Source organism: Aminobacter carboxidus (assembly GCF_014863355.1).
Lineage (GTDB): Bacteria > Pseudomonadota > Alphaproteobacteria > Rhizobiales > Rhizobiaceae > Aminobacter > Aminobacter carboxidus.
Genome location: NZ_JACZEP010000005.1, coordinates 340,486 through 365,144, shown reverse-complemented (window position 1 = coordinate 365,144; position 24,659 = coordinate 340,486). Strand labels below are relative to the sequence as shown.

Annotated in this window: 14 protein-coding genes; 10 read left to right on the top strand and 4 right to left on the bottom strand. The window is 62.6% G+C overall.

Annotated elements, in window-relative coordinates; genetic code table 11:
- Nucleotides 1-42: 42 nt before the first annotated feature.
- The 8 genes from IHE39_RS18215 to IHE39_RS18180 all read left to right on the top strand — a co-directional run bounded on the left by IHE39_RS18215 (nucleotide 43) and on the right by IHE39_RS18180 (nucleotide 17,546).
- On the top strand, nucleotides 43-1,302 hold the full coding sequence (locus tag IHE39_RS18215; protein WP_192567529.1) for a metallophosphoesterase family protein: 1,260 nt from the start codon (nucleotides 43-45) through the stop codon (nucleotides 1,300-1,302).
- Complete coding sequence (locus IHE39_RS18210; protein ID WP_192567462.1) at nucleotides 1,299-4,772, top strand: ATP-binding protein; 3,474 nt, start codon at nucleotides 1,299-1,301, stop codon at nucleotides 4,770-4,772. Before IHE39_RS18215 ends, IHE39_RS18210 begins: the two co-directional genes overlap by 4 nt.
- 1,089 nt (nucleotides 4,773-5,861) lie before the next feature.
- Nucleotides 5,862-7,058, top strand: a complete 1,197-nt coding sequence (locus IHE39_RS18205) for a DUF932 domain-containing protein (protein ID WP_192567461.1) — start codon at nucleotides 5,862-5,864, stop codon at nucleotides 7,056-7,058.
- A gap of 174 nt (nucleotides 7,059-7,232) precedes the next feature.
- Nucleotides 7,233-9,356 carry a ParB N-terminal domain-containing protein gene (locus tag IHE39_RS18200; protein ID WP_192567460.1) on the top strand — a complete coding sequence of 708 codons (2,124 nt, stop codon included), beginning with the start codon at nucleotides 7,233-7,235 and terminating at the stop codon, nucleotides 9,354-9,356.
- 288 nt (nucleotides 9,357-9,644) lie between these two features.
- Entirely contained in the window at nucleotides 9,645-13,967 is a 4,323-nt protein-coding gene (locus IHE39_RS18195; RefSeq protein WP_192567459.1) for a strawberry notch-like NTP hydrolase domain-containing protein, read from the top strand.
- Nucleotides 13,967-15,004, top strand: a complete 1,038-nt coding sequence (locus IHE39_RS18190; RefSeq protein ID WP_192567458.1) for a DUF7146 domain-containing protein — start codon at nucleotides 13,967-13,969, stop codon at nucleotides 15,002-15,004. Before IHE39_RS18195 ends, IHE39_RS18190 begins: the two co-directional genes overlap by 1 nt.
- A gap of 293 nt (nucleotides 15,005-15,297) precedes the next feature.
- On the top strand, nucleotides 15,298-16,221 hold the full coding sequence (locus IHE39_RS18185; RefSeq protein ID WP_192567457.1) for a DUF2493 domain-containing protein: 924 nt from the start codon (nucleotides 15,298-15,300) through the stop codon (nucleotides 16,219-16,221).
- Between the two features lie 1,001 nt (nucleotides 16,222-17,222).
- The gene (locus tag IHE39_RS18180) at nucleotides 17,223-17,546 is read left to right on the top strand and encodes a DUF736 domain-containing protein (protein WP_184771593.1); all 324 of its coding nucleotides are present in this window, start codon (nucleotides 17,223-17,225) and stop codon (nucleotides 17,544-17,546) included.
- A 104-nt stretch (nucleotides 17,547-17,650) separates the two neighbouring features.
- Here IHE39_RS18180 and IHE39_RS18175 read toward each other — a convergent pair whose 3' ends face one another.
- The 4 genes from IHE39_RS18175 to IHE39_RS18160 form a co-directional block, all read right to left on the bottom strand.
- Complete coding sequence (locus IHE39_RS18175) at nucleotides 17,651-17,926, bottom strand: WGR domain-containing protein (RefSeq protein ID WP_246471211.1); 276 nt, start codon at nucleotides 17,924-17,926, stop codon at nucleotides 17,651-17,653.
- 210 nt (nucleotides 17,927-18,136) lie between these two features.
- Nucleotides 18,137-20,089: a Ti-type conjugative transfer system protein TraG gene (gene traG, locus IHE39_RS18170; protein ID WP_192567456.1), complete on the bottom strand. Its 1,953-nt coding sequence runs from the start codon at nucleotides 20,087-20,089 to the stop codon at nucleotides 18,137-18,139.
- On the bottom strand, nucleotides 20,076-20,291 hold the full coding sequence (gene traD / locus IHE39_RS18165; RefSeq protein WP_192567455.1) for a type IV conjugative transfer system coupling protein TraD: 216 nt from the start codon (nucleotides 20,289-20,291) through the stop codon (nucleotides 20,076-20,078). Before traD ends, traG begins: the two co-directional genes overlap by 14 nt.
- A gap of 4 nt (nucleotides 20,292-20,295) precedes the next feature.
- Nucleotides 20,296-20,583 carry a TraC family protein gene (locus tag IHE39_RS18160; RefSeq protein ID WP_192567528.1) on the bottom strand — a complete coding sequence of 96 codons (288 nt, stop codon included), beginning with the start codon at nucleotides 20,581-20,583 and terminating at the stop codon, nucleotides 20,296-20,298.
- A gap of 252 nt (nucleotides 20,584-20,835) precedes the next feature.
- Here IHE39_RS18160 and traA point away from each other — a divergent pair, with 252 nt between their 5' ends.
- Nucleotides 20,836-24,129, top strand: a complete 3,294-nt coding sequence (traA, locus tag IHE39_RS18155; protein WP_192567454.1) for a Ti-type conjugative transfer relaxase TraA — start codon at nucleotides 20,836-20,838, stop codon at nucleotides 24,127-24,129.
- Complete coding sequence (gene traF, locus IHE39_RS18150; RefSeq protein ID WP_192567527.1) at nucleotides 24,126-24,653, top strand: conjugative transfer signal peptidase TraF; 528 nt, start codon at nucleotides 24,126-24,128, stop codon at nucleotides 24,651-24,653. Before traA ends, traF begins: the two co-directional genes overlap by 4 nt.
- Nucleotides 24,654-24,659: the final 6 nt, after the last annotated feature.

Sequence of the window (24,659 nt, the reverse complement as noted above, 5' to 3'; positions counted from 1 at the left end):
CGTCGCCGCGGACATGATTGCCTTCTGTGGCCGGAGATCTGCATGGCATTTCGTTTTGTTCACACTGCCGATGTTCATCTCGACTCGCCGTTGCGTTCGCTGGCACTGCGGAACGCTGAACTTGCCGAGCTTGTTGGCGATGCGAGCCGACAGGCCTTTGTCGCAATCGTCGACCTTTGTCTTTCGGAACGGGTAGATGCACTCGTCATCGCCGGCGATCTTTATGATGGCGACCAGACGTCGATGAAGACCGCACGGTTTTTGGCCACCCAGATGACGCGTCTCCATCAGGCCGGTATCGCGGTCTACAAGATCCGCGGCAATCATGACGCACTGTCGCGGATATCCAAGCAGCTCACTTTTCCTGAAACCGTGACCATATTTGGCGGGCGAGCCCAGACAGTGCTCCAGACCTCAGGCGGTCTCGATGTCGCTTTCCATGGATTGAGCTTTGCCAGCCCAAAGGCGCCCGAGAGCCTGCTCCCCAAATATGCGGCAGCCCGGGAGGGTGTGGTGAACATAGGTATCATGCATACAAGCCTCGCCGGTTCTCCCGGCCACGATGTCTATGCGCCGTGCAGCGTAGCCGAGTTGCAGCGACATGGTTTTGACTATTGGGCACTCGGCCACATTCATGTCCGCAACGTCTATCCCGGTGCGGCGGCGGTCGTGATGCCGGGAATGCCACAGGGCAGGGACATCAACGAAGCCGGACAAAAGTCCGTTACCCTGGTGACTGTCAGAGACGACCGCTCAATTGCTTTCGAAGAAAGGGCGGTGAGCATTGCGCAGTTCGAACGAGTGAACGTCGATTTGACCGGTACATTGGAATGGGCGGAAGCCGTCGGGCGCATTCGAACTGCACTTGAGCAGGGCAGGACGGTGGTCAGGTCGCGCCATGCCGTGACCCGTCTCAAGCTCACGGGTACATCGCCGCTATCGTGGAGCCTTATCCGCGACAGGGATCTGCTGCTCGCCGAAGCCGAGCAACTGGGCGAACTCATTGGCGATACTTGGGTGGAAAAGCTTGAGCTCGATCTCTCGCCTCACGGCTCTCTGGCATCTGAAAGCGCTGCCGACCCGATATTCGAGCTTGCCGAAACCATGCGCGCCGACACCCGCTCCTTGGCATTTCGTGAGGAAGCGAAGGCGCTTGTGCTGAGGACGCTCGCAGACCTGCCACCCGACGCGCGCGAATTCGCCGGAAAAGATGCGGCAGGGCTGGAGGAATTCCTCGACCGGGTGCTCGGCGGCGGCGCCGAGCTGGTGACCGCCCGGCTCAAGGCAGGTGGCGCGCAATGAGGCTCAGGCGCCTTGACCTCGTCCGCTATGGCAAGTTCACCGACAAGACTGTCGATTTTGGGCAAAGGCCCGAGCAGGGACCCGACCTTCATATCGTCTTTGGGCTGAACGAAGCCGGCAAGTCGACCGCATTGTCAGGCTATCTCGATCTGCTGTTTGGGATCGAGGAGCGCAGCCGCTACAATTTCCTGCATGAGTATGGTGCCATGCGTATTGGCGGGGTGCTCGAACTTTCAGGTGAAGAGCAGGTGTTCGCCCGCACCAAGCAGCGGAACAATTCGTTGTTCAACGAAGTCGGCCAACCGGTGAGCGAAGTTGCGCTTTCTGCCCATCTCGCAGGTCTTTCCCGCGATGCCTACACCACCATGTTCTCTCTCGATGACGAGACTCTGGAAGCCGGCGGGAGGGCAATACTGGAGTCACGCGGGGACCTGGGCAAACTGCTGTTTACGGCCAGTGCCGGGCTTGGTCATGCCAGCGACACTCTTGGCGCTCTTGAGGCGGATGCAGACAGGATCCACCGCAGGCAGGCGCAGAACACCGAGATTGCGCTCCTCAAGAAGCGCCTTGCCGAACTGAAAGCCGATCGCGATGCGATAGACACCCTCGCATCGACCTATGAGAGCCTGGAAACCGAGCGTAGCGACGCAAAACAACAGTACGACCGCACTGTGTCTGAACGGGCGGCCCTGACCGCAAGGCTGGAGACGATTTCGAAATATCTGCGCGCATTGCCGATGCTGAACGAGCTGGAGCGGAAGAAGGCGTTGCTGGCTGAACTGCCGGACCTTGTCACGCCGGCCAGGACATGGACTGGCAGCGTCGCTGAAATGATCGACGACGATGCCAGCCTCAGGACAAGGCAGTCCGCGCTCGCTGACGAGATCGAAAAAGTGCATGGCAGGGTCGGATCGATCGAGCTGGACGAACAAATCCTTGCTGTTTCGGAACGGGTGCGCGCCATGGCAGACTGCAAGGCCCGATACATTTCCGCTGGCCTCGACCTTCCGGCTCGAAAGACCGAACTGCAAATCCTCGACAATGCTGTGGCAAGCTGCCTGTCGGCCCTAGGCCGGTCGGCTGAAACGGATCCCGAAAACTTGCTTGTACCTGCGGCTATTGTGGGTGCTCTGCGCAACCTGCTTGAACAGCGCTCGGGCGTGGTGACGGGCCTGCGTGTCGCACGTGATGAGGCCTCTGCCTCATTCGACGCGCTTCAGGCTGCACGTGAGCGTATTGGCGAAGAGCCTGCAGTGCCAGCATCAGCCAGGGCGCGGGTGACGGCGTCGCTTTCGCAGGCCAGGGAAGGTGAATACCTTCGCGAAATCCGCGCCTCGCGCGAGATCGAGGATGAAAACCAAATCCTGTGGGAAGCCGCATTGCATCGCCTGCATCCCTGGACTGGCGATGCCCAGTCGCTTTCCGGGATTTCAGTTCCAAGCGCTTCACAAGTGAGCGCTTGGAAAGGGCGCGCCGCCGAACTCGCCAAGGCGAAGGCGGTGCTTGTAACGCGCATTGCCGAGCATGAAGACGCCAAGGCATTGCTATCGAGCAGGCTTGATGCCCTGCGTTCGTCCGGGGACGCAGCTGACGACGAGACGGCAGCTGCAATCCGGCGCGATCGCGATGAAGCTTGGCAAAAGCACAGGGGAGAGCTTGTTGGCGAAACGGCCGATCGGTTTGCCTTGGCCCTTGCCCGCGACGACGCTGCCGGGGTGGGTAGACTGGCCAACGCGCATTTGCTTGCTGAAACGCGCGCAGCGAGGCTGAGCCTTGCTGAAACCGAAGCCGTCCTCACGCGGGCACTTGCTGCCCTCGCTGCGAACCGCCTCGAAGGTGAGGCGTTAGTGAAAGAGATGATGGCCGGGGCCAGCGATCTGTTCACGCACAGGCTGGATGTCTCTGTCGAACGTCTGATCGAACTGATTGAGGATCGTAGCGCAGCTCGCAAAGACGCTCTCGATGCCTGGGCAAGGATCGACATTGCCCGCAGGAAAATCGAGCGAGCGACCGAAGACGGAGATGCCCTGCGCCTCGCGCTGGCTGGGTCGCTCGAGAGTGTAGGCATTGCCCCAAACATCGGCGACGGTCTGGAGATGGTTATTGCTATTGCGGAACAGTTCTTGTCGCGGCAGTCCAGGTTGGACGGCGAGCGGGCCGAAGCGTTCCGGACGGTAGCTGCCAAGGAAGAAGAGCTGGCAACAAGACGGCGCGCGGTCGAGTTGGCAGAGCGCCGTGATCAGGACTGGCTTGATGGCGTAACCGAAACGCTCAGGGGAACATGGCTGGAGAGCGGTGTTTCAATCCCCGGCCTTGCGAGCGTTCTCGATCAATTGGCGGTCCTGACGAGATCGCATCAGGAACGAAAAGCCCTTCAACTGCGTATCGACAAGATGCAAGCAGACAGGGCGAACTTCAGTTTCGACGTTGTAGATGCCGCCGCAGGAGTGAACCATCCTGTCGATGATGACGATCCGGCACAGCTAGCGGTCGCCCTCCAGGAGCGACTGGAGCTCGCCGATCGTGCGAGGGAATACAAGGCGAGCCTCGCTGCCGAACTGCAGCGGTTGAGAGGTATAAAGGACAGCCTTGACCAGGTGGCCGTGGCGCACGAGCGAAAGAAAAGCGAAATGCTTGAGGTCTTCGCTGTCGAAACCCTCGCAGAAGTCATCGGGCGCGACGAACAACTACGCGACCGGGACCGCCTGGGTCATTCAGTGATCGAGCTTGAGGAGAAGCTCTGTGCCGAGCTCGCAGTTGAAAGCACAAGTCAGGCACAGGCGGTTTTGGGCGGCCTAGCGCCGGAGTCCCTGGGGGTAGAAAAGGCCGAAATCGATCGGCGGCTTGCTGATCTCGACGAGGCCATCGAGGCGCAACTCGTCCGACTGACCCGGGCGGGTGACAGGCTGGACGGAATCGGTGGAGACAGCGCGGTTGCCCGCATCGATGCCGAACGCCGGACAATCCTGCTCGATATCGAGGAAAAGGCAGCAAGGTTCATCGAACTGAAACTGGGTGTCATGGCTGCAGCAAATGCCCTGCGCCTTTATCGTGAACGCCATCGCTCAAGCATGATGGCACGCGCCTCTGACGCATTTGCGTTGATCACCCGAGGGCAGTACACCGGCCTGACGACCCAGCCCGTCAAGGGTGGAGAAGTCCTCATCGCATTGCAGCGTGATGGGCTTTCGAAGGTAGCTGATGCCCTGTCAAAGGGCGCGCGCTTTCAGCTCTATCTGTCGCTGCGACTGGCCGGCTATTACGAGTTCGCACAGCTACGCCCGTCGGTGCCGTTCGTCGCCGACGACATCATGGAAACCTTTGACCACGTCCGCTCCGAGGAAGTGTTCAGGCTGTTTGGGGAAATGGCGATGACCGGCCAGGTGATCTACCTCACCCACCACCAGCATCTTTGCGAAATTGCCAGGGAGGTCGTGCCCGGCGTGAAAATCCATGAGCTCGCTTCGTGATGGTGTGAAGCCGACGACCTGTTGCCGGGTGTGAAAAGGAGGCCGGCGGATAGCGCCGGCAAATTGACCGCTCGTCGGAGGCGATCTGTCCCGGTTCCCGCTCGCGCGGCGCTATGCTGAACCTCCTTAGGTCACCTTGTTAACCGATCGAGCCGGCCGCGAATTTGCTTCGACATCGTCCCGGCATGCCCGCTCTGGCGGACGTGCCGATGTCTACGCCTTATGCGCTGCTCTATTGGTTTTTCGAACGACGATGTTGCATCGTTACAGCGAGTAGTTCTGCTCCGTCTCAAGACACCTTAGCGCGCATACAGGGCCGAAAGCGTGCGCCTCTAAGGCGGAGAACTATGCGGGCGCATTTCTCAAAGATATGTTCTGACGTCGATTGCTCTTAGTTTGGTCCATGACGGACCTGGTGGATTTTTCCGTATATTCGCAAACACTCATATTGACGGCGCCGGCCCAGATTCCTAAATCAGCTTCTGTCGGGAAGAGGCAAGGGTCGGAAATATTGAATCAGACGGGCAGAAGACGTGGCCGTCCTGCGACCGGGACGGAAGCAGTTCATCTCAGGTTTTCGGCAGATGTTTTGGACGCACTCGATGCATATCGGAGTGAGTATCTCTCGAATGTCAGCCGGCAAGAAGCGGTGCGAAAACTAGTCGAAAGCCACCCAGAGCTAAGTGCCTTTCTTCGACTTGAATAGCTCACTGGACGCTTCATGACCCAAACCACGTCGAGTCCGCCCAGGTCGGGATATGGCATCAGGTGGTTGCTGCTCTCTCATAGAAGGAAGCCTGTTTAGGAAACTGGGGGAGGGTGCGGCTCAGGTGGTCGGCATCCGCCCAGCCGAGATCAACCGCATGGCCAGCTCCTTCGAACACGACGATCTCAAAGGGGCGCTGGCGCTATGACAAGGACACTCCTTCGCAGCTTAGAGCCGTATAGCCTTACCCTGCGGCCGACCCAGGGGTCTCATCTGTCCCGTTCTGCGGGAGGTTCCCCAAAGAGTGAGAGTGCGGACCGGATTTCCGTGACGGGTTGAGGCTGGAGAAGAGGTCTCTGGGGCCCGTCATGGAGTTTGATCACATGACCCAGGTTACAGTTCCTTATGCGCGCCGTGATACGAGAGGTGGTTACAAGGTTGATGTCGCACGCGGGGAGCGGGTTGCGCGCGTCTCCTCGGAGTGGTTCTCGCGCCCGGCTGACGAGCGCTATCTCTCACTGTCCGAGCTGGCTCTCTCGGTCCGCGATCGTGCCGAGCGCAGCCGGACCCGCGTGGTGGAGAGCGCCCTCATCCATGTGGAGGCGAACAGGAGCGACCCCGAACGGCTGGCGTTAATCCTGCCCGGAACTGATCTGCCGATCGCACCGACGCACTGGTCTTTTGGCCAGCTCGTGAGCTTGGTCGGAGCACCAGCCGCCTATCTGCGCCAGCTTCCGGCCGCGCTCGCTGGCATCAACCTACAGTACGGCCTGACCTCGAACCGGGTCGAACAAATCAAGACACTTGAAACCGATGGCAGTCGGGTCGAACTGCGCGCCGTCACCGGGCCCGATTATGGCCGCATCTACGATCATGAGCTGGTCGAGGCTGTGCAGCGCATCGCCGGCAACGGTACGGGCGATACCCGCTGGAAAGTGCCGGGGGTGCTTGACTGGTCGACAGAGACGTACAATCCCCGCGTTGACATCACCAAGGATACGACGACGCTCTACGCCTCGGACCGCGATGTCTTTCTCTTCCTCGTCGACGACCTGAACCCGATCGAGGCCGGCCGCCTGCCGGACGGTTCACCCGACCTCTATTTCCGCGGCTTCTACTGCTGGAATTCCGAGGTCGGGGCGAAAACGCTCGGCATGGCGAGCTTCTATCTCCGGGCCGTGTGCCAGAATCGGAATCTGTGGGGCGTGGAGAATTTTGAGGAAATCACAATCCGCCACTCCAAATATGCCGCAAACCGCTTCGCGCACGAGGCCGCGCCAGCGCTTCTCAACTTTGCAAACTCGTCGCCCATGCCCTTCGTCAATGGCATCAAAGCAGCCCGTGAACGGATCGTTGCACGCACCGACGAAGACCGCACCGACTTCCTTCGCCGGCGCGGGTTCTCCAAGGTCGAGACCCGCAAGATCATCGACACGGTGCTGGCCGAGGAAGGTCGCCCGCCTGAGAGCATCTTCGACTTCGTGCAGGGCATCACTGCCGTCGCCCGCGACAAGCCGCATCAGGACGCCCGCCTCGACATGGAGGCCAAAGCCAAGAAGCTGCTCGACCGAGCGGCCTGATTGGGGCAAGCCGGAGATGCGTTTTTCCGCGTCTCCGGCTTTGCGCCTCAGTGTCTTTCATGTTCGCCGGACCGTGGCGCTGCCCCCTTGAGAGGAAGAGGGCCGCGCTTTGTTTCGTGACGGGTTGGAGGTCGAGAGAGAGGCTCTCGGCCGCCCGTCGCGGAGTAAATCCCGGTGGCTACTGCAACTCAAAAGATCGTCCTGTCGTCCTCGCGCGACATTCCCTTCAACAAGCTGGTTCTGAGCCAGTCTAACGTCCGGCGCGTGAAAGCCGGCGTCTCGATCGAGGACCTGGCAGCCTCGATTGCCCGGCGGGGCCTAATCCAGAGCCTCAGCGTCTTCCCGGTGGTTGGCGCCGAGGGTGGCGAGACCGGCATGTTCGAGGTGCCCGCTGGCGGCCGCCGTTTCCGGGCGCTGGAGCTGCTGGTCAAGCAAAAGCGCCTTGCCAAGATCGCGCCAGTCCCTTGCGTCGTTCGCGAGCGCGACAGCGGCATCCTCGCCGAAGAGGTCTCGCTCGCCGAGAATATCGAGCGTGCGCCCCTTCATCCCCTTGACCAGTTCCGCGCCTTCCAGGACATGCGCGACAAGGGCATGAGCGAGGCGGAGATCGCAGCCGCCTTCTTCGTGCCAGCCCAGGTGGTCAAGCAGCGACTGCGGCTGGCGTCCGTATCGCCCGCGTTGCTCGATGTCTATGTCGAGGACGGCATGACGCTGGAACTGCTCATGGCGTTCACGGTGTCGAACGACCACGCCCGACAGGAACAGGTCTGGGAGGCTATCAAGGGCGCCTGGTCGAAGGAGCCCTACCAGATCCGGCGTATGCTGACCGAGACCACGGTGCGCGCCTCGGACAAGCGGGCCATCTTCGTCGGCGTTGCGGCCTACGAGGCCGCTGGCGGCGTCATAATGCGTGATCTCTTTCAGTCCGATGATGGCGGCTGGTTGCAGGACCCGGCGCTGCTCGACCGCCTGGTCGCCGAGAAGCTGAATGCCACGGCCGAGGAGATCGCCGCCGAAGGCTGGAAGTGGATCGAGGTCGCGGTCAGCTTCCCCTATGACGCGACGCGCGGCCTGCGCGAGCTGCGGTGCGAACCGCTTGACCTGTCAGCTGAGGAGCAGGCGACAATCGAAGCGCTCAACGCGGAAAACCATAAGCTCAACGTGGAAAATGAAGGCGCCGACGAACTGGCCGACGATGTCGGCCAGCGGGTTGGCGAGATCGAGATGGCGCTCGCCGCCTTCGAGACCCGACCGGTGCGCTTCGAGGCAGACGACATCGCCCGCGCTGGTGTGTTTATCAGCATCGCCCATGACGGCGGTCTCCACATTGATCGCGGCTATGTGCGGGCCGAGGACGAAGCGCCGATCCTCCCGGAGGGCGAAACCAACGTCGAGACCGGCGGCGATCCGGCCGAGCCCGCCGTGCAGCGGGCCGTCATCACGAGCGGCGGCCAACCCGCCGAACCGGAGGACGACGAGGACGATGTGATCAAGCCGCTGCCCGATCGCCTCGTCACCGAGCTGACGGCCCATCGCACCCTGGCACTGCGCAATGCGCTAGCGGACAACCCGCATGTCGCGATAACCGCGCTGCTGCACAAGCTGGTCTCCGACGCCTTCCAGCATCGCATGTACAAGGGTGCTATGGAGGCCTCGGTCAGTCACGTTTTCTTCCCGGTGCAGGACGAGACGTTGAAGGACAGCCCGTCGGCCCGCGCGGTGCACGAGCGCCACGAGGCCTGGGCGGGCGACATCCCTGCCGAGGACGACTTGCTGTGGGACTGGCTGGTGGCGCTCGACGACACGAGCTGCATGGCGCTTCTGGCACATTGCGTGAGCTACGGTGTCAACGCGCTCTACGAGAAGCCGAACCCGTATAGCGGCAACGGCGTCTCGCAGCATGGCCTCGACAAGCGGCTTAACCAGGCCGATCGGCTCGCCCGCGCAACCGGCCTCGACATGGTGGACGTTGGCTGGCGTCCGACCGTCGGCAACTATCTTGGTCGGGTCACCAAGTCCCGCATCCTTCAGGCGGTCCGCGAAGGGGCCGGCGAACAGGCCGCGCAACTCATTGACCATCTGAAAAAGGGCGACATGGCCAAGGAGGCTGAACGCCTGTTGGCGGACATCGGCTGGCTGCCGGAGCCGCTGCGGCTGGCCGCTGAACCCGAAGCGGCAATCCCGGACATTTTGGCCGGTGGCGATGAAGAAGGCGCCGCGCTGCCTGACTTCCTCGCGGGCGATGACGAGAAGGACACCGTCGAAAACGAGGAACTCCACCTCGCTGCGGCCGAGTGAGCGCACCCGCGGAGCGGTTTCGGCCGCTCCGCCCGTTGCTGTCGAAGGGGCTGCGCCATATCGCAATCCATTCCGACGCCCCGCCGCGACGTCTTCCAGCTACTCGTTCCAGTGGATGTCGAGGTCGACGCCGCCACGGGCGACGCATCGCAGCCGCCGGCATGCGGGACGAGCCGGGCGCCGACCGCACCAGAGTGAGAGGACGGCGGGGACGGGTTTGAGCCCGTCCGGTCGAGAGAGAGCGCGCTGGTCCGGCTCGTACGTATCCCGCTCTCCGAGGTAACCTCCATGCTTCACGCCCCGATCCCCGGAGCCGCTCCGGCGGCCTCACTTACGCTCGTTCCCGATACGCCTCCGGTCGCCGCCACCATGGCCGCTGCGGGATTTCTCCTTCCACATCTTGAACAAGGCAGCCCGGTCGATGCCGCGACCGTGCGCGCCGCTATGGAGCAGGCTTTCGGCACGTCCGACGCAACAGGCGCCTGGGACTGGAAGACGGCATATGACGCCTGCGAGGCGGCCACTGTCATGTTCGTCCGGAAATACGGAAGGGCGCTTTTCCGTAAAACCGCGTCTCCGGCTGCACGGCTCGCCGCTTTGACCAAGATCGCCGGCCTGCTGCCGACGCATACGCGCCGGTCCGAGGAGGCACAGACATTCCAGCAATTCTCGACGCCGATCCCGCTTGGCCTGGCTGCGCTGACCGCCGCATCGCTCACACCCGCCGACCGGGTCCTGGAGCCTTCGGCCGGCACCGGCCTGCTCGCGATCTTCGCGGAGGTGGTCGGTTCCAATCTCATCCTCAACGAGCTGGCCGAAACCCGCGCCGATCTGCTCACATCTCTCTTTCCGGCCATTGCCGTCACGCGCTTCGACGCCGCCCAGATCGACGATCACCTCGATCGCAGCGCCATCCCCAGCGTCGTGATCATGAACCCGCCGTTCTCGGTTATGGCGAATGTCTCTGGACGCGTGGCCGACGCCGCCTATCGCCACATCGCCTCGGCGCTGGCGCGGCTCGCGCCCGGCGGCCGGCTGGTGGCGATCACCGGCGCGAACTTCTCGCCCGAGCTGCCGGCGGGGCGGGACAGCTTTGTCCGTCTGCAGGAGCGCGGCCGCGTCATGTTCACGTCCGCCGTCGCGGGCTCGGTCTATGCCAAGCACGGTACGACCATCGGCACGCGCCTGACCGTCATTGACAAAGCCCCGGCCGAAGACCCCAGGCGCCTCCCGGATTCCGCCGGTGTGGCACCGGATGTGGCGACGCTGCTCGCCTGGATCGAGCGGGACGTTCCGGCTCGGATGGCCGCGACGCTTCCGAAGGCCACGGCCGACGGCGCCTTGCGCACGGTGCGCGGCTATCTCGCCCGGGCCGCGTCCACCGCGCCCGCCAGTCGCATCGCGCAGATCGAGGGCGTGCCGCTCGCCTATGAAACCGTGGACTGGACGCCGCCCGACGGCGGCCGTCTGTCGGACTCGATCTATGAGCCCTATACGCTTCAGTCGATCCGAATCACGGACGCTCAGCCTCATCCCACCAAGCTGGTTCAATCGGCCGCCATGGCGTCGGTCGCGCCGCCCAAGCCGAGCTACCGTCCGATGCTTCCGACCGCGATCGTCTCCGATGGCGTCCTGTCCGACGCCCAGCTCGAGACGCTGATCTACGCCGGCGAGGCCCACGGCGAATATCTCGCCGGCGTCTGGACCGTGGATGAGACTGGCGATCTCGTCACCGCCGCGCCGGACGATACGCCCAACGCCATCCGCTTCCGCCGGGGCTTCATGCTCGGCGACGGCACCGGCGCCGGCAAGGGCCGCCAGTCGGCCGGTATTATTCTGGATAACTGGCTCCAGGGCCGCTGCAAAGCCGTCTGGATCTCGAAGTCGGACAAGCTGCTCGAAGACGCGCAACGCGACTGGGCTGCCCTCGGAATGGAACGTCTGCTGGTCACGCCGCTGTCGCGCTTCCCGCAGGGGACGTCCATTCGGCTGAACGAAGGCGTCCTATTCACCACCTATGCCACGCTACGGTCCGATGACCGCGGGAGCAAGCTTTCGCGCGTCAAGCAGATCGTCGAATGGTTGGGCTCCGATTTCAACGGAGTGATCATTTTCGACGAGTCCCACGCGATGCAGAACGCCGGCGGCGGCAAGGGAAGCCGGGGCGATGTGGCCCCGTCACAGCAGGGTCGTGCGGGCCTCCGACTCCAGCACGCGCTCCCGAACGCCCGCGTCGTCTACGTCTCGGCGACGGGTGCGACCACCGTCCACAATCTTGCCTATGCCCAGCGGCTCGGTCTGTGGGGCGGCGACGATTTGCCGTTCGCTGCTCGCGCCGAATTCGTCGAGGCGGTGGAGAATGGCGGCGTCGCGGCCATGGAGGTTCTCGCTCGCGACCTTCGCTCGCTCGGCCTCTACACGGCCCGGTCGCTCTCCTATGACGGCGTCGAGTACGAGCTAGTCGAGCATCAACTCACGCCCGACCAGACCCGCATCTATGACGCCTATGCCGGCGCCTTCGCGATCATCCACAATCATCTCGACGCGGCAATGCAGGCTGCCAACATCACCGGCGACAGCGGCACGCTGAACCCGCAGGCGAAGTCGGCCGCACGCTCGGCCTTCGAAAGCGCCAAGCAGCGCTTCTTCGGCCATCTGCTGACCAGCATGAAGACCCCGACGCTGATCCGTTCCATCGAACGGGACTTGGCGGACGGGCACACCGCCGTCATCCAGATCGTCTCGACCGGCGAAGCGCTGATGGAACGGCGCCTGGCCGAAATCCCCACCGAGGAGTGGAACGACGTGCACGTCGACATCACCCCGCGCGAGTACGTCCTCGACTATCTCGCCCATTCCTTCCCGGTGCAGCTCTATGAACCGTTCTCCGACAGCGAAGGCAATCTGTCGTCGCGGCCGGTCTATCGGGACGGCCAGCCCGTCGAGAGCCAGGAAGCGGTCGCCCGTCGCGAAGAGCTGATCGAACGGCTCGCATCGCTTGAGCCCGTGCCCGGTGCGCTTGACCAAATCGTCCAGCGCTTCGGCACTGACGTCGTCGCCGAGATCACCGGCCGGTCGCGCCGTGTGGTGCGCAAGGGCGCGCGCCTAACAGTCGAGAGCCGGGCGGCGTCAGCCAATCTCGCCGAGGCGGCCGCCTTCATGGACGACAAGAAGCGCGTCCTTGTCTTCTCCGATGCCGGTGGCACAGGCCGCAGCTATCACGCGGACCTCGCAGTCAGGAATCAGCGCCTGCGCATCCACTATCTCTTGGAGCCGGGCTGGAAGGCCGATGCCGCGATCCAGGGGCTCGGCCGCACCAACCGGACCAATCAGGCGCAGCCGCCACTCTTCCGGCCCATCGCCAGCGACGTGAAGGCCGAGAAGCGCTTTCTCTCGACAATCGCGCGCCGGCTCGACACGCTCGGCGCCATCACACGCGGGCAGCGCCAGACCGGCGGCCAAGGCCTGTTCAGGCCCGAGGACAATCTCGAAAGCCCATATGCCCGAGATGCGCTGCGCCAGCTCTACCTGCTGATCGTGCGCGGCAAAGTCGCGGGCTGCTCGCTCGACCGCTTCGAGTCTGCCACCGGACTGAAGCTCATGGACGACAATGGCATCAAGGACGAGCTGCCCCCGATCACCACCTTCCTCAATCGGCTACTGGCGCTCACCATCGACCTGCAGGGCCTGCTCTTCACTGCGTTCGAGCAGCTCCTGACCGCCAAGGTCGAGGGCGCGATCCGCAGCGGCGTCTATGACATCGGCCTCGAGACGCTGCAGGCAGAGAGCTTCGTCGTCACCGACAGCCAGGTGATCCACACCCATTCGGGCACCGGGGCCGAGACGCGTCTGCTCACTATCACCCGCCGGGAGCTCAATCGCCCGACGACCCTGGCCGACGCGCTCGACCATCTCTCCGATCCACGGGCGCGCCTGCTGGTCAACGGCCGCTCCGGTCGCGCCGCCTTGGCAGTTCCCGCGCCGTCGATGATGCTCGACGATGGCGAGATCGAGCGCCGCGTCTGCCTAATCCGGCCGATGGAGCAGCACTACGCGCCGCTGCGCATGATGGACGAGAGCCATTGGGAGGAAGCCGATCGCGCTGCCTTCGCAGTGGCCTGGGACGCCGAACTCGCCGAGGTGCCGGAGTTTTCCGACAGCACGATCCACATCGTCGCGGGGTTGTTGTTGCCGATCTGGAAGCGCCTGCCGAACGAGTCGACCCGTGTCTATCGGCTCCAGACCGATGCCGGTGAACGCATCATCGGCCGCCGCGTCTCGCCCGCATGGGCCGCGAACGCCGTGACCACGGGCGCCGCGTCGCTAACCCCTGAGCAGGCTTTCGCCGCCTTGATGGACGGCACGACGATCCTCGATCTCGCCGACGGGCTCCAGCTCCGCCGCGCTCGCGTCATGAGCGCCCACCGACTGGAGCTGTCCAATTTCACCGGGGCCATGCGGGATCGTCTGCGGGCTTATGGCCTGTTCAGCGAGATCATTTCGTGGAAGCTTCGCTTCTTCGTGCCGATAGACTCGACCGGGCACGGCGTCCTCGCCAAGTTGCTCAACACCTTCCCGGTGGCGCGCATCTCCAAACGGGAGGCCGCGTGATGGCATATCAGGACGCTTCCGATCTAGCCTACCGTCTCGGCCGGCAGGCCGAGGCGGTGTGCCGGCACTACCTCGCCAACGGAAGGCGCGAAGGCGGCTACTGGCTGGTGGGCGACGTGCGCAACACGCCAGGCCGGTCGATGTATGTGCGCCTGAAGGACTCGCCGAAGGGTCTGGCCGGCAAATGGACCGACGCGGCGACCGGTGAGCACGGTGATCTGATTGATGTCATCCGCAAAAGCTGTGGCCTGGCCGACTTCAAGGATGTCGCCGACGAGGCTCGAACTTTTCTCAGCATGCCGCCACCAGAGCCCGAATCTCGTGCGCAGCAGCGGCAGAGCCCTGCATCGCAAGGCTCACCCGAAGCGGCCCGATGGCTGGTCCGGATGTCGCAACCGATCCATAACACGATCGTACAGGCGTATCTCCGGGAACGCGGCATTACGGATATACGCGGAACCGGAAGCCTGCATTACCACCCGCACTGCTACTATCGGCCCAATGAGCATTCGCCGACCCAGACTTGGCCGGCTATGATCGCGGCCGTCACCGGTCTCGATGGCAAGATCACCGGGGCACATCGGACATGGCTCGATCCACGCCGTCGCGACAAGGCGCCGATCGACACGCCGAGGCGGGCAATGGGCGATCTTCTTGGGCACGCGGTCTGCTTCGGCATCGGTGGCGAGGTGATGGCGGCCGGCGAAGGCATCGAGACCGTGTTGTCGCTCCGGCAGGTCCTTCCCGACATGCCGATGCTGGCGGCGCTCTCCGCAGCCCATCTCGCCGCCATCTTGTTCCCCGACACGCTGCGGCGGCTCTACATCGTCCGCGACAATGATCCGGCTGGCGACGGGGCGCGCGACAGCCTGATCGAACGGGCGAATGCGGTCGGCATCGAGGCGATCGTGATTTCGCCCGAGCTTGGCGACTTCAACGAGGATCTCCGCACCCTCGGCATCGACGCTCTGCGGACAGAAGCCCGGTTGCAAGTCGCACCGCAGGACGTGGCCCGCTTCATGGCGTTGGCAGCATAGCCGGCGGGTGAACGGTGTTGCGCGATGCCGCCGTGCTCGGCGGATGCGTCAATCCGTCGGATGGGACCGCGCCTCGGCCTTCGAGTGGGCGATCGGCCCACAGTCCAGCCAGCCAGGCAATGGCGGCGGCCGACTATTTTCCGGCGGCCCTGCGGGCCTTTCCATCGCGAGGCAAAATAGCCGGCCTTAGCCATCGTGCCCTCCGCTCGCGCTCCGGGTGCCCGGCCGTCCGGCCCGTGGGCTTCGTCGCCATGAAGGCCGCGACGGTCGCGGTCCAACCGACGGAGCATCCCATGCGCGAGCACCACGACGACGAACCCCACCACGAATCTTCACCCACCGACCACCTCCTCAACGAACTCCAGCTCCACGGATACCGTCCCTTCGCCGACGAGCCAGACCAGCGGCTGTTGCCCGACGGCAATCAGATCGCGGGCGCCGTCGCCGACATCTTCGATGCCCTGATCGGCACTTTAGCGGACACGCGCCTTGAACCCGACCTCGACGATCTCCTTTGGTCGACTGTCAACGTCTTTCACCGGGCCGTCGGCCGGATCGACCGGGAACTGGATGACAACGAGCAGGCTCAGAAGCGCGCGCACCGGGAGCAGGACGGCAGCGAGGTGAAGTCGGTCGAACTGGAACGCCTGGTCACTGAGGGCATCACGTTGATCGAGCGCCAGAACGCTTTCGAGCTGATGCGCGACCAGGCCGCCGAACACTACGAGCGCCACATCGGCAAGGCTTGGCTCCCGCGCAACGGATCGAAGGTCAACCATCGCAATCTGACCTCAGCTATGATCGACAGCCGTGATTTCCTGATGGCGAAGAAGCGTGCCGACCAGGAAGTACTCCTCCCGCCGGGCCCGAAGATCGTCGTCACCGGCGGGCTCGACTATGACGACCACCGGCTGATCTGGGCCAAGCTCGACCAGGTCCACCAAAAGCACCCCGACATGGTGCTGATCCACGGCAGGTCGCCAAGGGGCGCCGAAAAGATCGCATCGCTGTGGGCGAAGAACCGCAATGTCCCGCAGATCGGCTTTGCTCCCGACTGGACGAAGCACGGCCGAGCAGCCCCTTTCAAGCGCAACGACGAGATCCTACAGATCGTGCCGAAGGGCGTGATGCATTTTCCTGGCACAGGCATCCACGACAATCTCGCTGACAAGGCGAAGAAGCTCGGCATCCCGGTCTGGAAGTTCGGCGGCGCGTGAGCGCCGCCATGTTCACCTTGGCACACGCGGACCGCTGAACGACTTCAATGCTGCCCGCGTCAAAACTGCGTGCCGCGCTTGCGCAGGGCGCTCGTGCACGGATCGACTGTCACTTCAAATAGCCTCAGAAATCTTGTCTCAGTCATTGCCTACGCTGAAACGGCTCCGACCGGATAGAAGCGCGCGCCTCATGCTTCCAATTTGATACAGCCTGTTCTGTAGATACTACTCTTGCTTGGCCCCGATCGGCTGTCACGTCAAACGAACACCGACGCTTGGCAAATTGCATTCTCGATCATCGGCACGGTGCTGTCGGGTTTGCGGCTGTCCGGCGGATCGCTGGTATGGCGACGCCCAAACCGACAGGGGCATTTGTTAAGCTCAGTCCCCGCGCCGGCCGTTCGAGCGGGACCAGGCTGTGCGATTAAGACCGTCCCGCCTTGATAGTCATGGCCTTGGCTCGGCGGCGGTGCTGCATCGGTTGCATAGGCCCGCCAACGACTGCAGCCCCGCGCGCTCGCGGGCACCGGCGGCCGTCTGAGGCAACCCGACCGAACGGGACCGGGGTGGGCGTTATCCGTGGGGCGCAGGTGCGGAAGGCGGACACAAGAGCCAGGAACGCGGATGGGACCTGCGGGCAAGTCGTTGCAACCCGTTTCAGGCGGGAATTGTCGCCAGCATCTCCGTATACCATCCGTTCAGCGAGCGCTCCAAACGGCCTCTTCTATGGGCTGATCTGGCCGAAGGCCGGCTAACGCCTCGACCGCCTATGCCGCAACAGCGCGTCTCAACTTTCTTCCCCTGCCGGCACCCACCCCATGCAGCGAGCTGCATGGGGACCCCGGGATGGCCGTCATTCCTCGCGAAACAAGAAACTCGATCCTGCGCCGTCCTACGCTTTGCTGCGGTCGCAAGCGATGCGTCGTCGATCGCCTCCGGCCCTTCGATCGCCATCGAGGCCGCATGGTGCGGGCTCGGAAAACGGAAAACGGAGAAATACCATGGCGACCATCGGCACCTTCAAGAAGACCGGCAACGAATTCACCGGCGAAATCGTTACCCTCAGCCTTCAGGCCAAAGGCGTACGCATCGTCCCCGATCAGCGCGCCACCGGCGAGAACGCCCCCAGCCACCGCGTTCTGGTCGGCCGCGCCGAGATCGGCGCCGCCTGGTCCAAGACCTCCAACGAGGGCCGCGACTATCTGGGCCTCAAGCTCGACGATCCAAGCTTCAATGCCCCGATCTACGCAAACCTCTTCGATGACGAGGAAGGTGATACCTTCTCCCTCATCTGGTCCCGCCCGAACGGCCGGCGCAGCGACTGAGCCCAATCAAGGCCCCGGCCGAATTGGCCGGGGCCTCTCCGCAACTGGGGCGGCTCGCTAACCGCCTCCATTCGCGCAACTGCTTGCCAAGCCGCAGACATCTTTCACCCAATGAAACTGCCACACGTACTTCCGGCATCTGGGACCCGATATCCCCGTCGCTTCTTTATCGTGCCTAGGCGTCTCAAGGCTCGATGAGCCTCCTCGGGATCATCGAAAGTTTCGATCATGGCCTGTCCATTGGTGCCAATCCGCCCCCAGTTCCGAATGACCGACACGCCGCCAAACAAGGTCGGATGGAGGGTGAGACTGTAGAACCGACGCATATTCAGGGCCGGGTCGACGCGATGCAGATGAATGTCGTCTAGGGGGAGGCGCATGCCGAGAGTCTCTGTGCGAACGCGTACCGTGTCTAACAACAAGTTTGAATCGATCCGCCATGATCGATTCATGACGGTGATGCCTTTTCAAAGCGAAGCGCGGGCCACTTCTGACCGCATTTGTTGTGCGCTACAGCCGCAGTGAAGCATGAGGACTGTGTTCCAATCACTCGACGAAGATGGAGCTGGCGCCGAAGAGCACCGGCGCAACTACAAGTCGGACGGACTGTCCCATTCTCGTGCTTCGTCCTTTATCCAGTGGAATCTGTTTTTGCCGACAGACGCTGTCATGTCATCGCGCCGGAACCAGACAGCCCGGCCGCATCGGAGGGGCAAATTGCCGGCAGTAAAAACGATCTGCTCGTCCGATCGCATGCGCATGACTTCGTTGGGTAGGATAAGTGGTCGCCGATACAATTGCTTTGATCGCGACCGAGACGATCCTGACATCTGGCTGGTGCGGCTGATCTGGTCGACCTCGACGGTGGTATCACCGCAGCGCCTTGAGATATAGTCGGCAGTATCAGGATCGTTGATCGCCGCGAAACTGATCCACGATGCGCTCTCGAACCATTTGCTCGTGGCGTCTCGACCGCCATAGGCCTCGCGCATCTGCCCGATAGACTGGAAGATCATAATAAGCGTCAGGCCGTATTTGCGCCCTGCATCGCGTGCTGTTTCGAGTATGGTGAGATAGCCGAGCCGGGCGACCTCATCGAGCATGAACAGTGTCTTTGTGGCGGCGCGCCCTTTTCGATTGTAGATTGCATTCATGAGAGCGCCGATAATGACACGGGCAAGACCCGGGTGCGCACCCAGAACCTTGAGGTCGAGCGCGATAAAGAGGTCGGTATCGCCGTTTGCCAGGTCGTCAGTTGCGAATGCCTCGCCCGATACCAGCGCCGCATAATTCGGATAAGAGAGCCAGTGTGTTTCCTTGACGGCGTTGGCGTAGACTCCGGAAAATGTCTCCGGGGTCATGTTTACGAATGCGGCAACGTTTTCTTTCACAAACTCGGATGCCGACTGCTGATGGATCTGCGTGAGACGTTCTCGCAGTTTCGGTTCGGGCTCGGAAAGATTGGAGCGTACTTGCCTTAGGGTCTGTTCCCTTGGCCCTGTATGTCCAGACAGACACACGTCGGCGATAAGCGCGGTGAGAAGCTGTTGGGCAGAGGCGCGGAAAAAGTCGTCTCGCGCGGAGGTCTGTCGTGCATTGTCGGTCATGACCCAGGTCGCGACCGCGGCAATGTCCTCTTCCTTCGTGCCTCCAAAGCGACCGATCCAATCGAGGGCATTGAAGCCAATTGCCGCATTGGCGGGATCGAGCACGACGACATTGCGGCCAGCTTTGCGGCGATGTTCTATCACCATCGGCGCAACCTCCAATGATGGATCAAGCACAACCAGCCCGCCACCCCATTTGAGCGCTGTGGGGATTGTTACTGAAGTTGTCTTGAAGCCGCCAGAACCGGCAAAGACGATGCCATGACCTGAGCCGAAAGAACCGTCAAAGCAAAGCAACGGCTCGCGTCCACCCGCGCCCCAGCTCTCCTTGTTGTGGGCGCGAAAAGCTATCGCCGATACGCTGCACTGGTCGACACGGTAACGTTCGCCAACCACAACCCCGCCTGTATTAGGAAAGAGCCGCTGGGCCTCCTGCATGCTCATCCAATTGGCCTCGCCGTAGATGGCACGCCTGCCGTGAATGTGCCGCGGAGCAGGCTTCACGAACGTGGCGTTGCCTTTCATGGCGACGGTCAACGCGAAGCAGCCAGCCAACATTGCAATCACTGCGCCAAAAATTGTGGCGGGATCGGAATGAGACAATACTGACAACCCTGCCGGCACGCGATCCGCGAGTTCGGAAAGCCTCATTGTCTCACGTAAAATGGCCACGACCAAAGTGGCCACACTTCCAACCGTTACGCCCCAGCCAGCCGCTTTGACGGTTGTTGCTCCTGCTGCCGCGAAGAGGAAGATGATCCCAACCGTTCCCGACAGGACATAGGGCAGCGCAACGCCGGCACGACCCAATACCAGACGCGAGGTGGCGTTCGATCCCAGCGATACCAGCCAATGTTCGCTGCCGGTGACGCCCAACAGCGTCGCGACCATCAGGATTGGGGGCGTGAGGGTGAGCAGCAACCTATTTGCCGGCATTGCCGAATGCCTCAGCGCCGATCGTCGTCAGCCTGGAGCGCTCTGCTTCGTCAGCCCGCAGCCGTCTACCTGCATCGATTAGCAGACCGAGCAGAAGCGTCCGCTTTTCGTGGCGGAGCCCTGCCTTGATGATCAGGCCGCCAAGCTCGATCGTCTCTCTTGCGTCCTTTTTGCGGGCCTCCGATATGACAAACCGCGACATGCGCTCAAGCCTCACCGCTGCGGCGCGCAGCTTGGCCAGCGGCGACCGCCGCGGTATCCATCCCTGTAGATCCGTCTTTCGGTTTTCCGGCTGGTCTTTCGGGGCTGTCGCGAAACCGCGCTGAGAGTTCCTCGAACGCCGCCAGCAATACCGCTTCGTCAATCTCGATCTCGCCGAGTCCGGCCTTGAGCGCAAACCGGCCAATGCGCTCAGCCTCGCGCGTTTCCGCCTGCTTGAGTTCCTCGTGCAGGCGGGCGATCTCCGCCTTGATTTTCGATGGTGGCTTTTTCATTCCGGATAACCCTTGCTTGTCTGGATCGAGCGAAACGCCAGACAAGGATCGACGGGGAGCAGGCGAAGTGCATCCCCGTTTATTCTCCAGTCGGCTGTGCCGACGCTGTGGACGATGATCCCGCCGTTCTGAAGGAGCGGCCAAGGGCGCAATTATACGTCGCTGACGCGACGCCTTGCTCAACGGCCTTGCTGCCAGCCGGTCCTGACGAACGCACGAGTGTCCGTTTGTTGTCCAGGAGCAATCTGAGCCGTGGCTGTCCCGCATTTCTCCGTTAGCATCGTCAGCCGCGGTGACGGCCGCAGTGTGGTGCTGTCTGCCGCCTATCGCCATTGTGCCAAGATGGCGTACGAACGTGAAGCGCGCTCGGTCGACTACACACGCAAGCAGGGGCTGCTCCATGAGGAGTTTTCAGCGCCACCAGATGCGCCGCAGTGGCTGCGCAGCCTGATTGCGGACCACTCGGTGGCAGGTGCTTCAGAAGCCTTCTGGAACAAGGTTGAGGCTTTTGAGAAGCGCTCGGATGCTCAACTTGCCAAAGACATCACCATGGCGCTGCCGCTTGAGCTGTCAGCCGAGCAGAACATCGCGCTCGTGCGTGACTTCGTCGAACGACACATCCTCGCCAGGGGCATGGTTGCGGACTGGGTCTATCATGATGCGCCAGGCAATCCGCATGTCCATCTGATGATGACACTGCGGCCGCTGACCGAAGACGGGTTTGGGTCCAAGAAGGTTGCCGTCATTGGTCAGAATGGCGAAGTCTTGCGTAACACCGCCGGCAAGATCGTCTATGAGCTATGGGCCGGGGGGATGGACGACTTCACGGCCCTTCGCAATGCCTGGTTTGAGACGCAGAACCAGCATCTGGCACTTGCCGGGATCGACCTGCGCGTTGATGGCCGCTCTTATGCCGAGCGTGGCATTGATCTCGTCCCGACCACCCATATTGGTGTTGGCGCCAAGGCGATCCAGCGCAAGTCAGCGATTGAAGGTCATGAGCCGTCGCTTGAGCGGATCGAGCTGCTCGAGGCACGGCGCAAGGAGAATGCGAACCGGATCCTGAAGCGGCCCGAGATCGTGCTCGACATAGTCTCCTCCGAAAGAAGCGTCTTCGACGAACGCGACATCGCAAAGATCCTGCTTCGTTATGTCGACGATGCCGTCATGTTCCAGCAGCTGATGGTGCGCATTCTGCAGAGCCCCGAGGCGTTGCGCATCGAGCGCGACAGCGTCGACCTGGCGACGGGCGCAAAGATCCGTTCCCGCTACACCACGCGCGAGCTGATCCGCATCGAAGCTAAGATGGCCAAACAATCGTTGTGGCTGTCGCAGCGCGCATCGCATGGCGTTCAGGAGAAGGTCGTGGACAGCGTCTTTGCGCGTCATTCGCAGCTGTCGCAGGAACAGCGTGTCGCCATTGAGCACGTCGTGGATGAGGCAAGGATCGCAGCTGTGGTTGGCCGTGCCGGGGCGGGCAAGACCACGATGATGAAGGCAGCACGTGAGGCCTGGGAGCTGGCCGGTTATCGTGTTGTCGGTGCTGCCCTTGCCGGCAAGGCAGCGGAGGGCCTTGAGAAGGAAGCGGGCATTGTCAGCCGCACGCTGGCGTCGTGGGAGCTGCGCTGGAAACAGGGCAGGGACATGCTCGACAAAAGCACGGTGTTTGTCATCGACGAGGCCGGCATGGTCGCCTCAAAGCAGATGGCACTGGTCGTTGAAGCGGCAACCATGGCCGGCGCAAAGCTTGTGCTGGTCGGTGATCCCGAGCAGCTCCAGCCGATTGAAGCAGGTGCTGCGTTTCGGGCGATCGTTGACCGCATCGGTTACGCTGAACTCGAGACCATCTACCGCCAGCGCGAAGAGTGGATGAGAGCCGCTTCGCTCGATCTGGCGCGCGGCCGGGTCGCACAGGCGCTCGGGGCTTATGGTGAGCACGGAAGAGTGTGCGGGTCAGAGCTCAAGGCGCAGGCGATCGCCAGTCTGATCGCCGACTGGAACCGGGATTACGATCCAACGAAGACAACACTCATCCTGGCCCATCTTCGGCGTGACGTGCGTGAGCTCAACAGCTTGGCGCGCGAGAAGCTCGTCGAGCGCGGGATTGTCGGCGAGGGACATGCCTTCCGCACCGAAGACGGTCTTCGTCAGTTCGACGCTGGTGACCAGATCGTCTTCCTCAAAAACGAGACTTCGCTCGGGGTGAAGAACGGCATGATCGGCCGTGTCGTCGAAGCGGCACCAAACAGGATCGTTGCGGCTATCGGCGAGGGTGAACATCGCCGGCTGGTCACGGTCGAGCAACGTTTCTACCCCAACATCGATCATGGCTATGCGACCACGATCCACAAGTCGCAAGGCTCGACTGTCGATCGGGTCAAGGTGTTGGCTTCGCTATCGCTTGATCGGCATCTGACCTATGTCGCAATGACCCGACACCGGGAAGAGGTGGCGCTCTATTACGGGCGTCGTTCCTTCGCCAAGGTGGGCGGGCTCGATGAGGTTCTGTCGCGAACGAAAGCCAAGGAGACCACGCTCGACTATGAGCGCGGCACACTCTACCGGCAGGCACTGCGCTTTGCCGAAAACCGCGGGCTGCACATCTCGCGTGTTGCCCGCACGCTCGTTCGCAACCGGCTCGACTGGATGCTGCGCCAGAAGGAGCGGCTTGCCGATCTGGCGCAACGGTTCCGTGTTCAAGGCGAGCTGTTGCAAAGCCCGTCAACGCAAACCCGGAAAGAGGCCGAACCGATGGTCGCCGGTGTCACGCTGTTTGCCAGATCGCTGGCCGATGTCGTCGAGGAGAAGCTGCTTGCCGATCCGGCCCTTGCCAAGCAGTGGGAGGAGATGTCCACGCGCTTGCGCTACGTCTTTGCCGATCCGGAGGCCGCCTTCCGGGCGATGAACTTCGATGCGGTTCTGACTGACCCGAAGGCCGCGCGACAGACGCTCGATCGGCTGGTCGGCGAGCCGGCATCGATCGGAGCATTGAAAGGGCGGACGGGCCTTCTCGCGTCAAAAACTGACAAGGAGGCGCGCCGTGTTGCCGAGCTCAATGTGCCGGCGCTGAAGCGCGACATCGAGCACTATCTCAAGCTGCGCCAGGTTGCTGCCGAGAGGATCGGGGCCGAGGAGCAGGCGCGCCGTCATCGCGTCTCGATCGACATCCCGGTGCTGTCAACGGCGGCAAGGTCGATGCTGGAAACGATCCGCGCGGCGATCGACCGCAACGATCTTTCGGCTGCTCTCGACCATTGCCTCGGCAATCGCGAGATGAAGCTCGAGATCGATGGCTTCAACCGTGCCGTCACCGAACGGTTCGGCGAGCGGCGCTTTCTTACCAACGCAGCCAGGGAGCCATCGGGCACTCTCTTCGACAAGGCCGCCGAAGGCCTCCGACCTGTCGAGCGCGAGAAGCTGCGTGAGGCCTGGCCGGTGATGCGCGCGGCCCAGCAGATCGCTGCCCATGAGGTGACAACGCAGACATTGAAGCAAACCGAGCAGCTACGACTGGTGCAACGCCAGGGCATGGCATGGAAGCAATGAAACAGGGCCGCAGCATAAGCGTTCTGGGCACCGCTGCCGTTGGTGCGATGCTTACCCTCTCAGGCTGGATAGGCGGCTACAGGTTCAACCTGACTTCCAGCGCGCCAATCGGGCTTTGGCGCATCGAGGCGATGGAACGCCCTGTGGCGGTTGGGGACGTTGTCTTCATTTGTTCTCCGGCGACAAGCCTGTTCAAGGATGCGTTCAGTCGTGGCTATCTCCGTCGTGGCCTTTGTCCTGGCGGGCTGGCGCCGCTGCTCAAGACCATCGTGGCTGTTGCTGGTCAGCGCGTCCGCATCGGCGAGGATGTGATCATCGATGGCAGACCGCTTGCTTTGTCGCGCGTCCGTCACAAGGATGGCGACGGCAGGAGGATTGCTCCCTTTGCTGGCGGCATCATTCCGTCCGGCTACCTCTTCCTTCACTCACCCATGGCGAGCTCTTATGATTCACGGTATTTCGGGCCGATCCCCGAGACCGGCCTCCTCGGTCGGGCCAGCCCAGTCCTCACCTTTCGTCCCTGATTATGT

What these genes read in the sequence shown, in the direction of transcription:
- IHE39_RS18205 (WP_192567461.1), top strand. Translation starts at nt 5,862, where the DNA reads ATGACCCAGGTTACAGTTCCTTATGCGCGCCGTGATACGAGAGGTGGT.
- IHE39_RS18215 (WP_192567529.1), top strand. Translation starts at nt 43, where the DNA reads ATGGCATTTCGTTTTGTTCACACTGCCGATGTTCATCTCGACTCGCCG.
- IHE39_RS18195 (WP_192567459.1), top strand. Translation starts at nt 9,645, where the DNA reads ATGCTTCACGCCCCGATCCCCGGAGCCGCTCCGGCGGCCTCACTTACG.
- IHE39_RS18190 (WP_192567458.1), top strand. Translation starts at nt 13,967, where the DNA reads ATGGCATATCAGGACGCTTCCGATCTAGCCTACCGTCTCGGCCGGCAG.
- IHE39_RS18185 (WP_192567457.1), top strand. Translation starts at nt 15,298, where the DNA reads ATGCGCGAGCACCACGACGACGAACCCCACCACGAATCTTCACCCACC.
- traD (WP_192567455.1), bottom strand. Translation starts at nt 20,291, where the DNA reads ATGTCGCGGTTTGTCATATCGGAGGCCCGCAAAAAGGACGCAAGAGAG.
- traF (WP_192567527.1), top strand. Translation starts at nt 24,126, where the DNA reads ATGAAACAGGGCCGCAGCATAAGCGTTCTGGGCACCGCTGCCGTTGGT.
- IHE39_RS18210 (WP_192567462.1), top strand. Translation starts at nt 1,299, where the DNA reads ATGAGGCTCAGGCGCCTTGACCTCGTCCGCTATGGCAAGTTCACCGAC.
- IHE39_RS18175 (WP_246471211.1), bottom strand. Translation starts at nt 17,926, where the DNA reads ATGCGCCTCCCCCTAGACGACATTCATCTGCATCGCGTCGACCCGGCC.
- traG (WP_192567456.1), bottom strand. Translation starts at nt 20,089, where the DNA reads ATGCCGGCAAATAGGTTGCTGCTCACCCTCACGCCCCCAATCCTGATG.
- IHE39_RS18160 (WP_192567528.1), bottom strand. Translation starts at nt 20,583, where the DNA reads ATGAAAAAGCCACCATCGAAAATCAAGGCGGAGATCGCCCGCCTGCAC.
- IHE39_RS18180 (WP_184771593.1), top strand. Translation starts at nt 17,223, where the DNA reads ATGGCGACCATCGGCACCTTCAAGAAGACCGGCAACGAATTCACCGGC.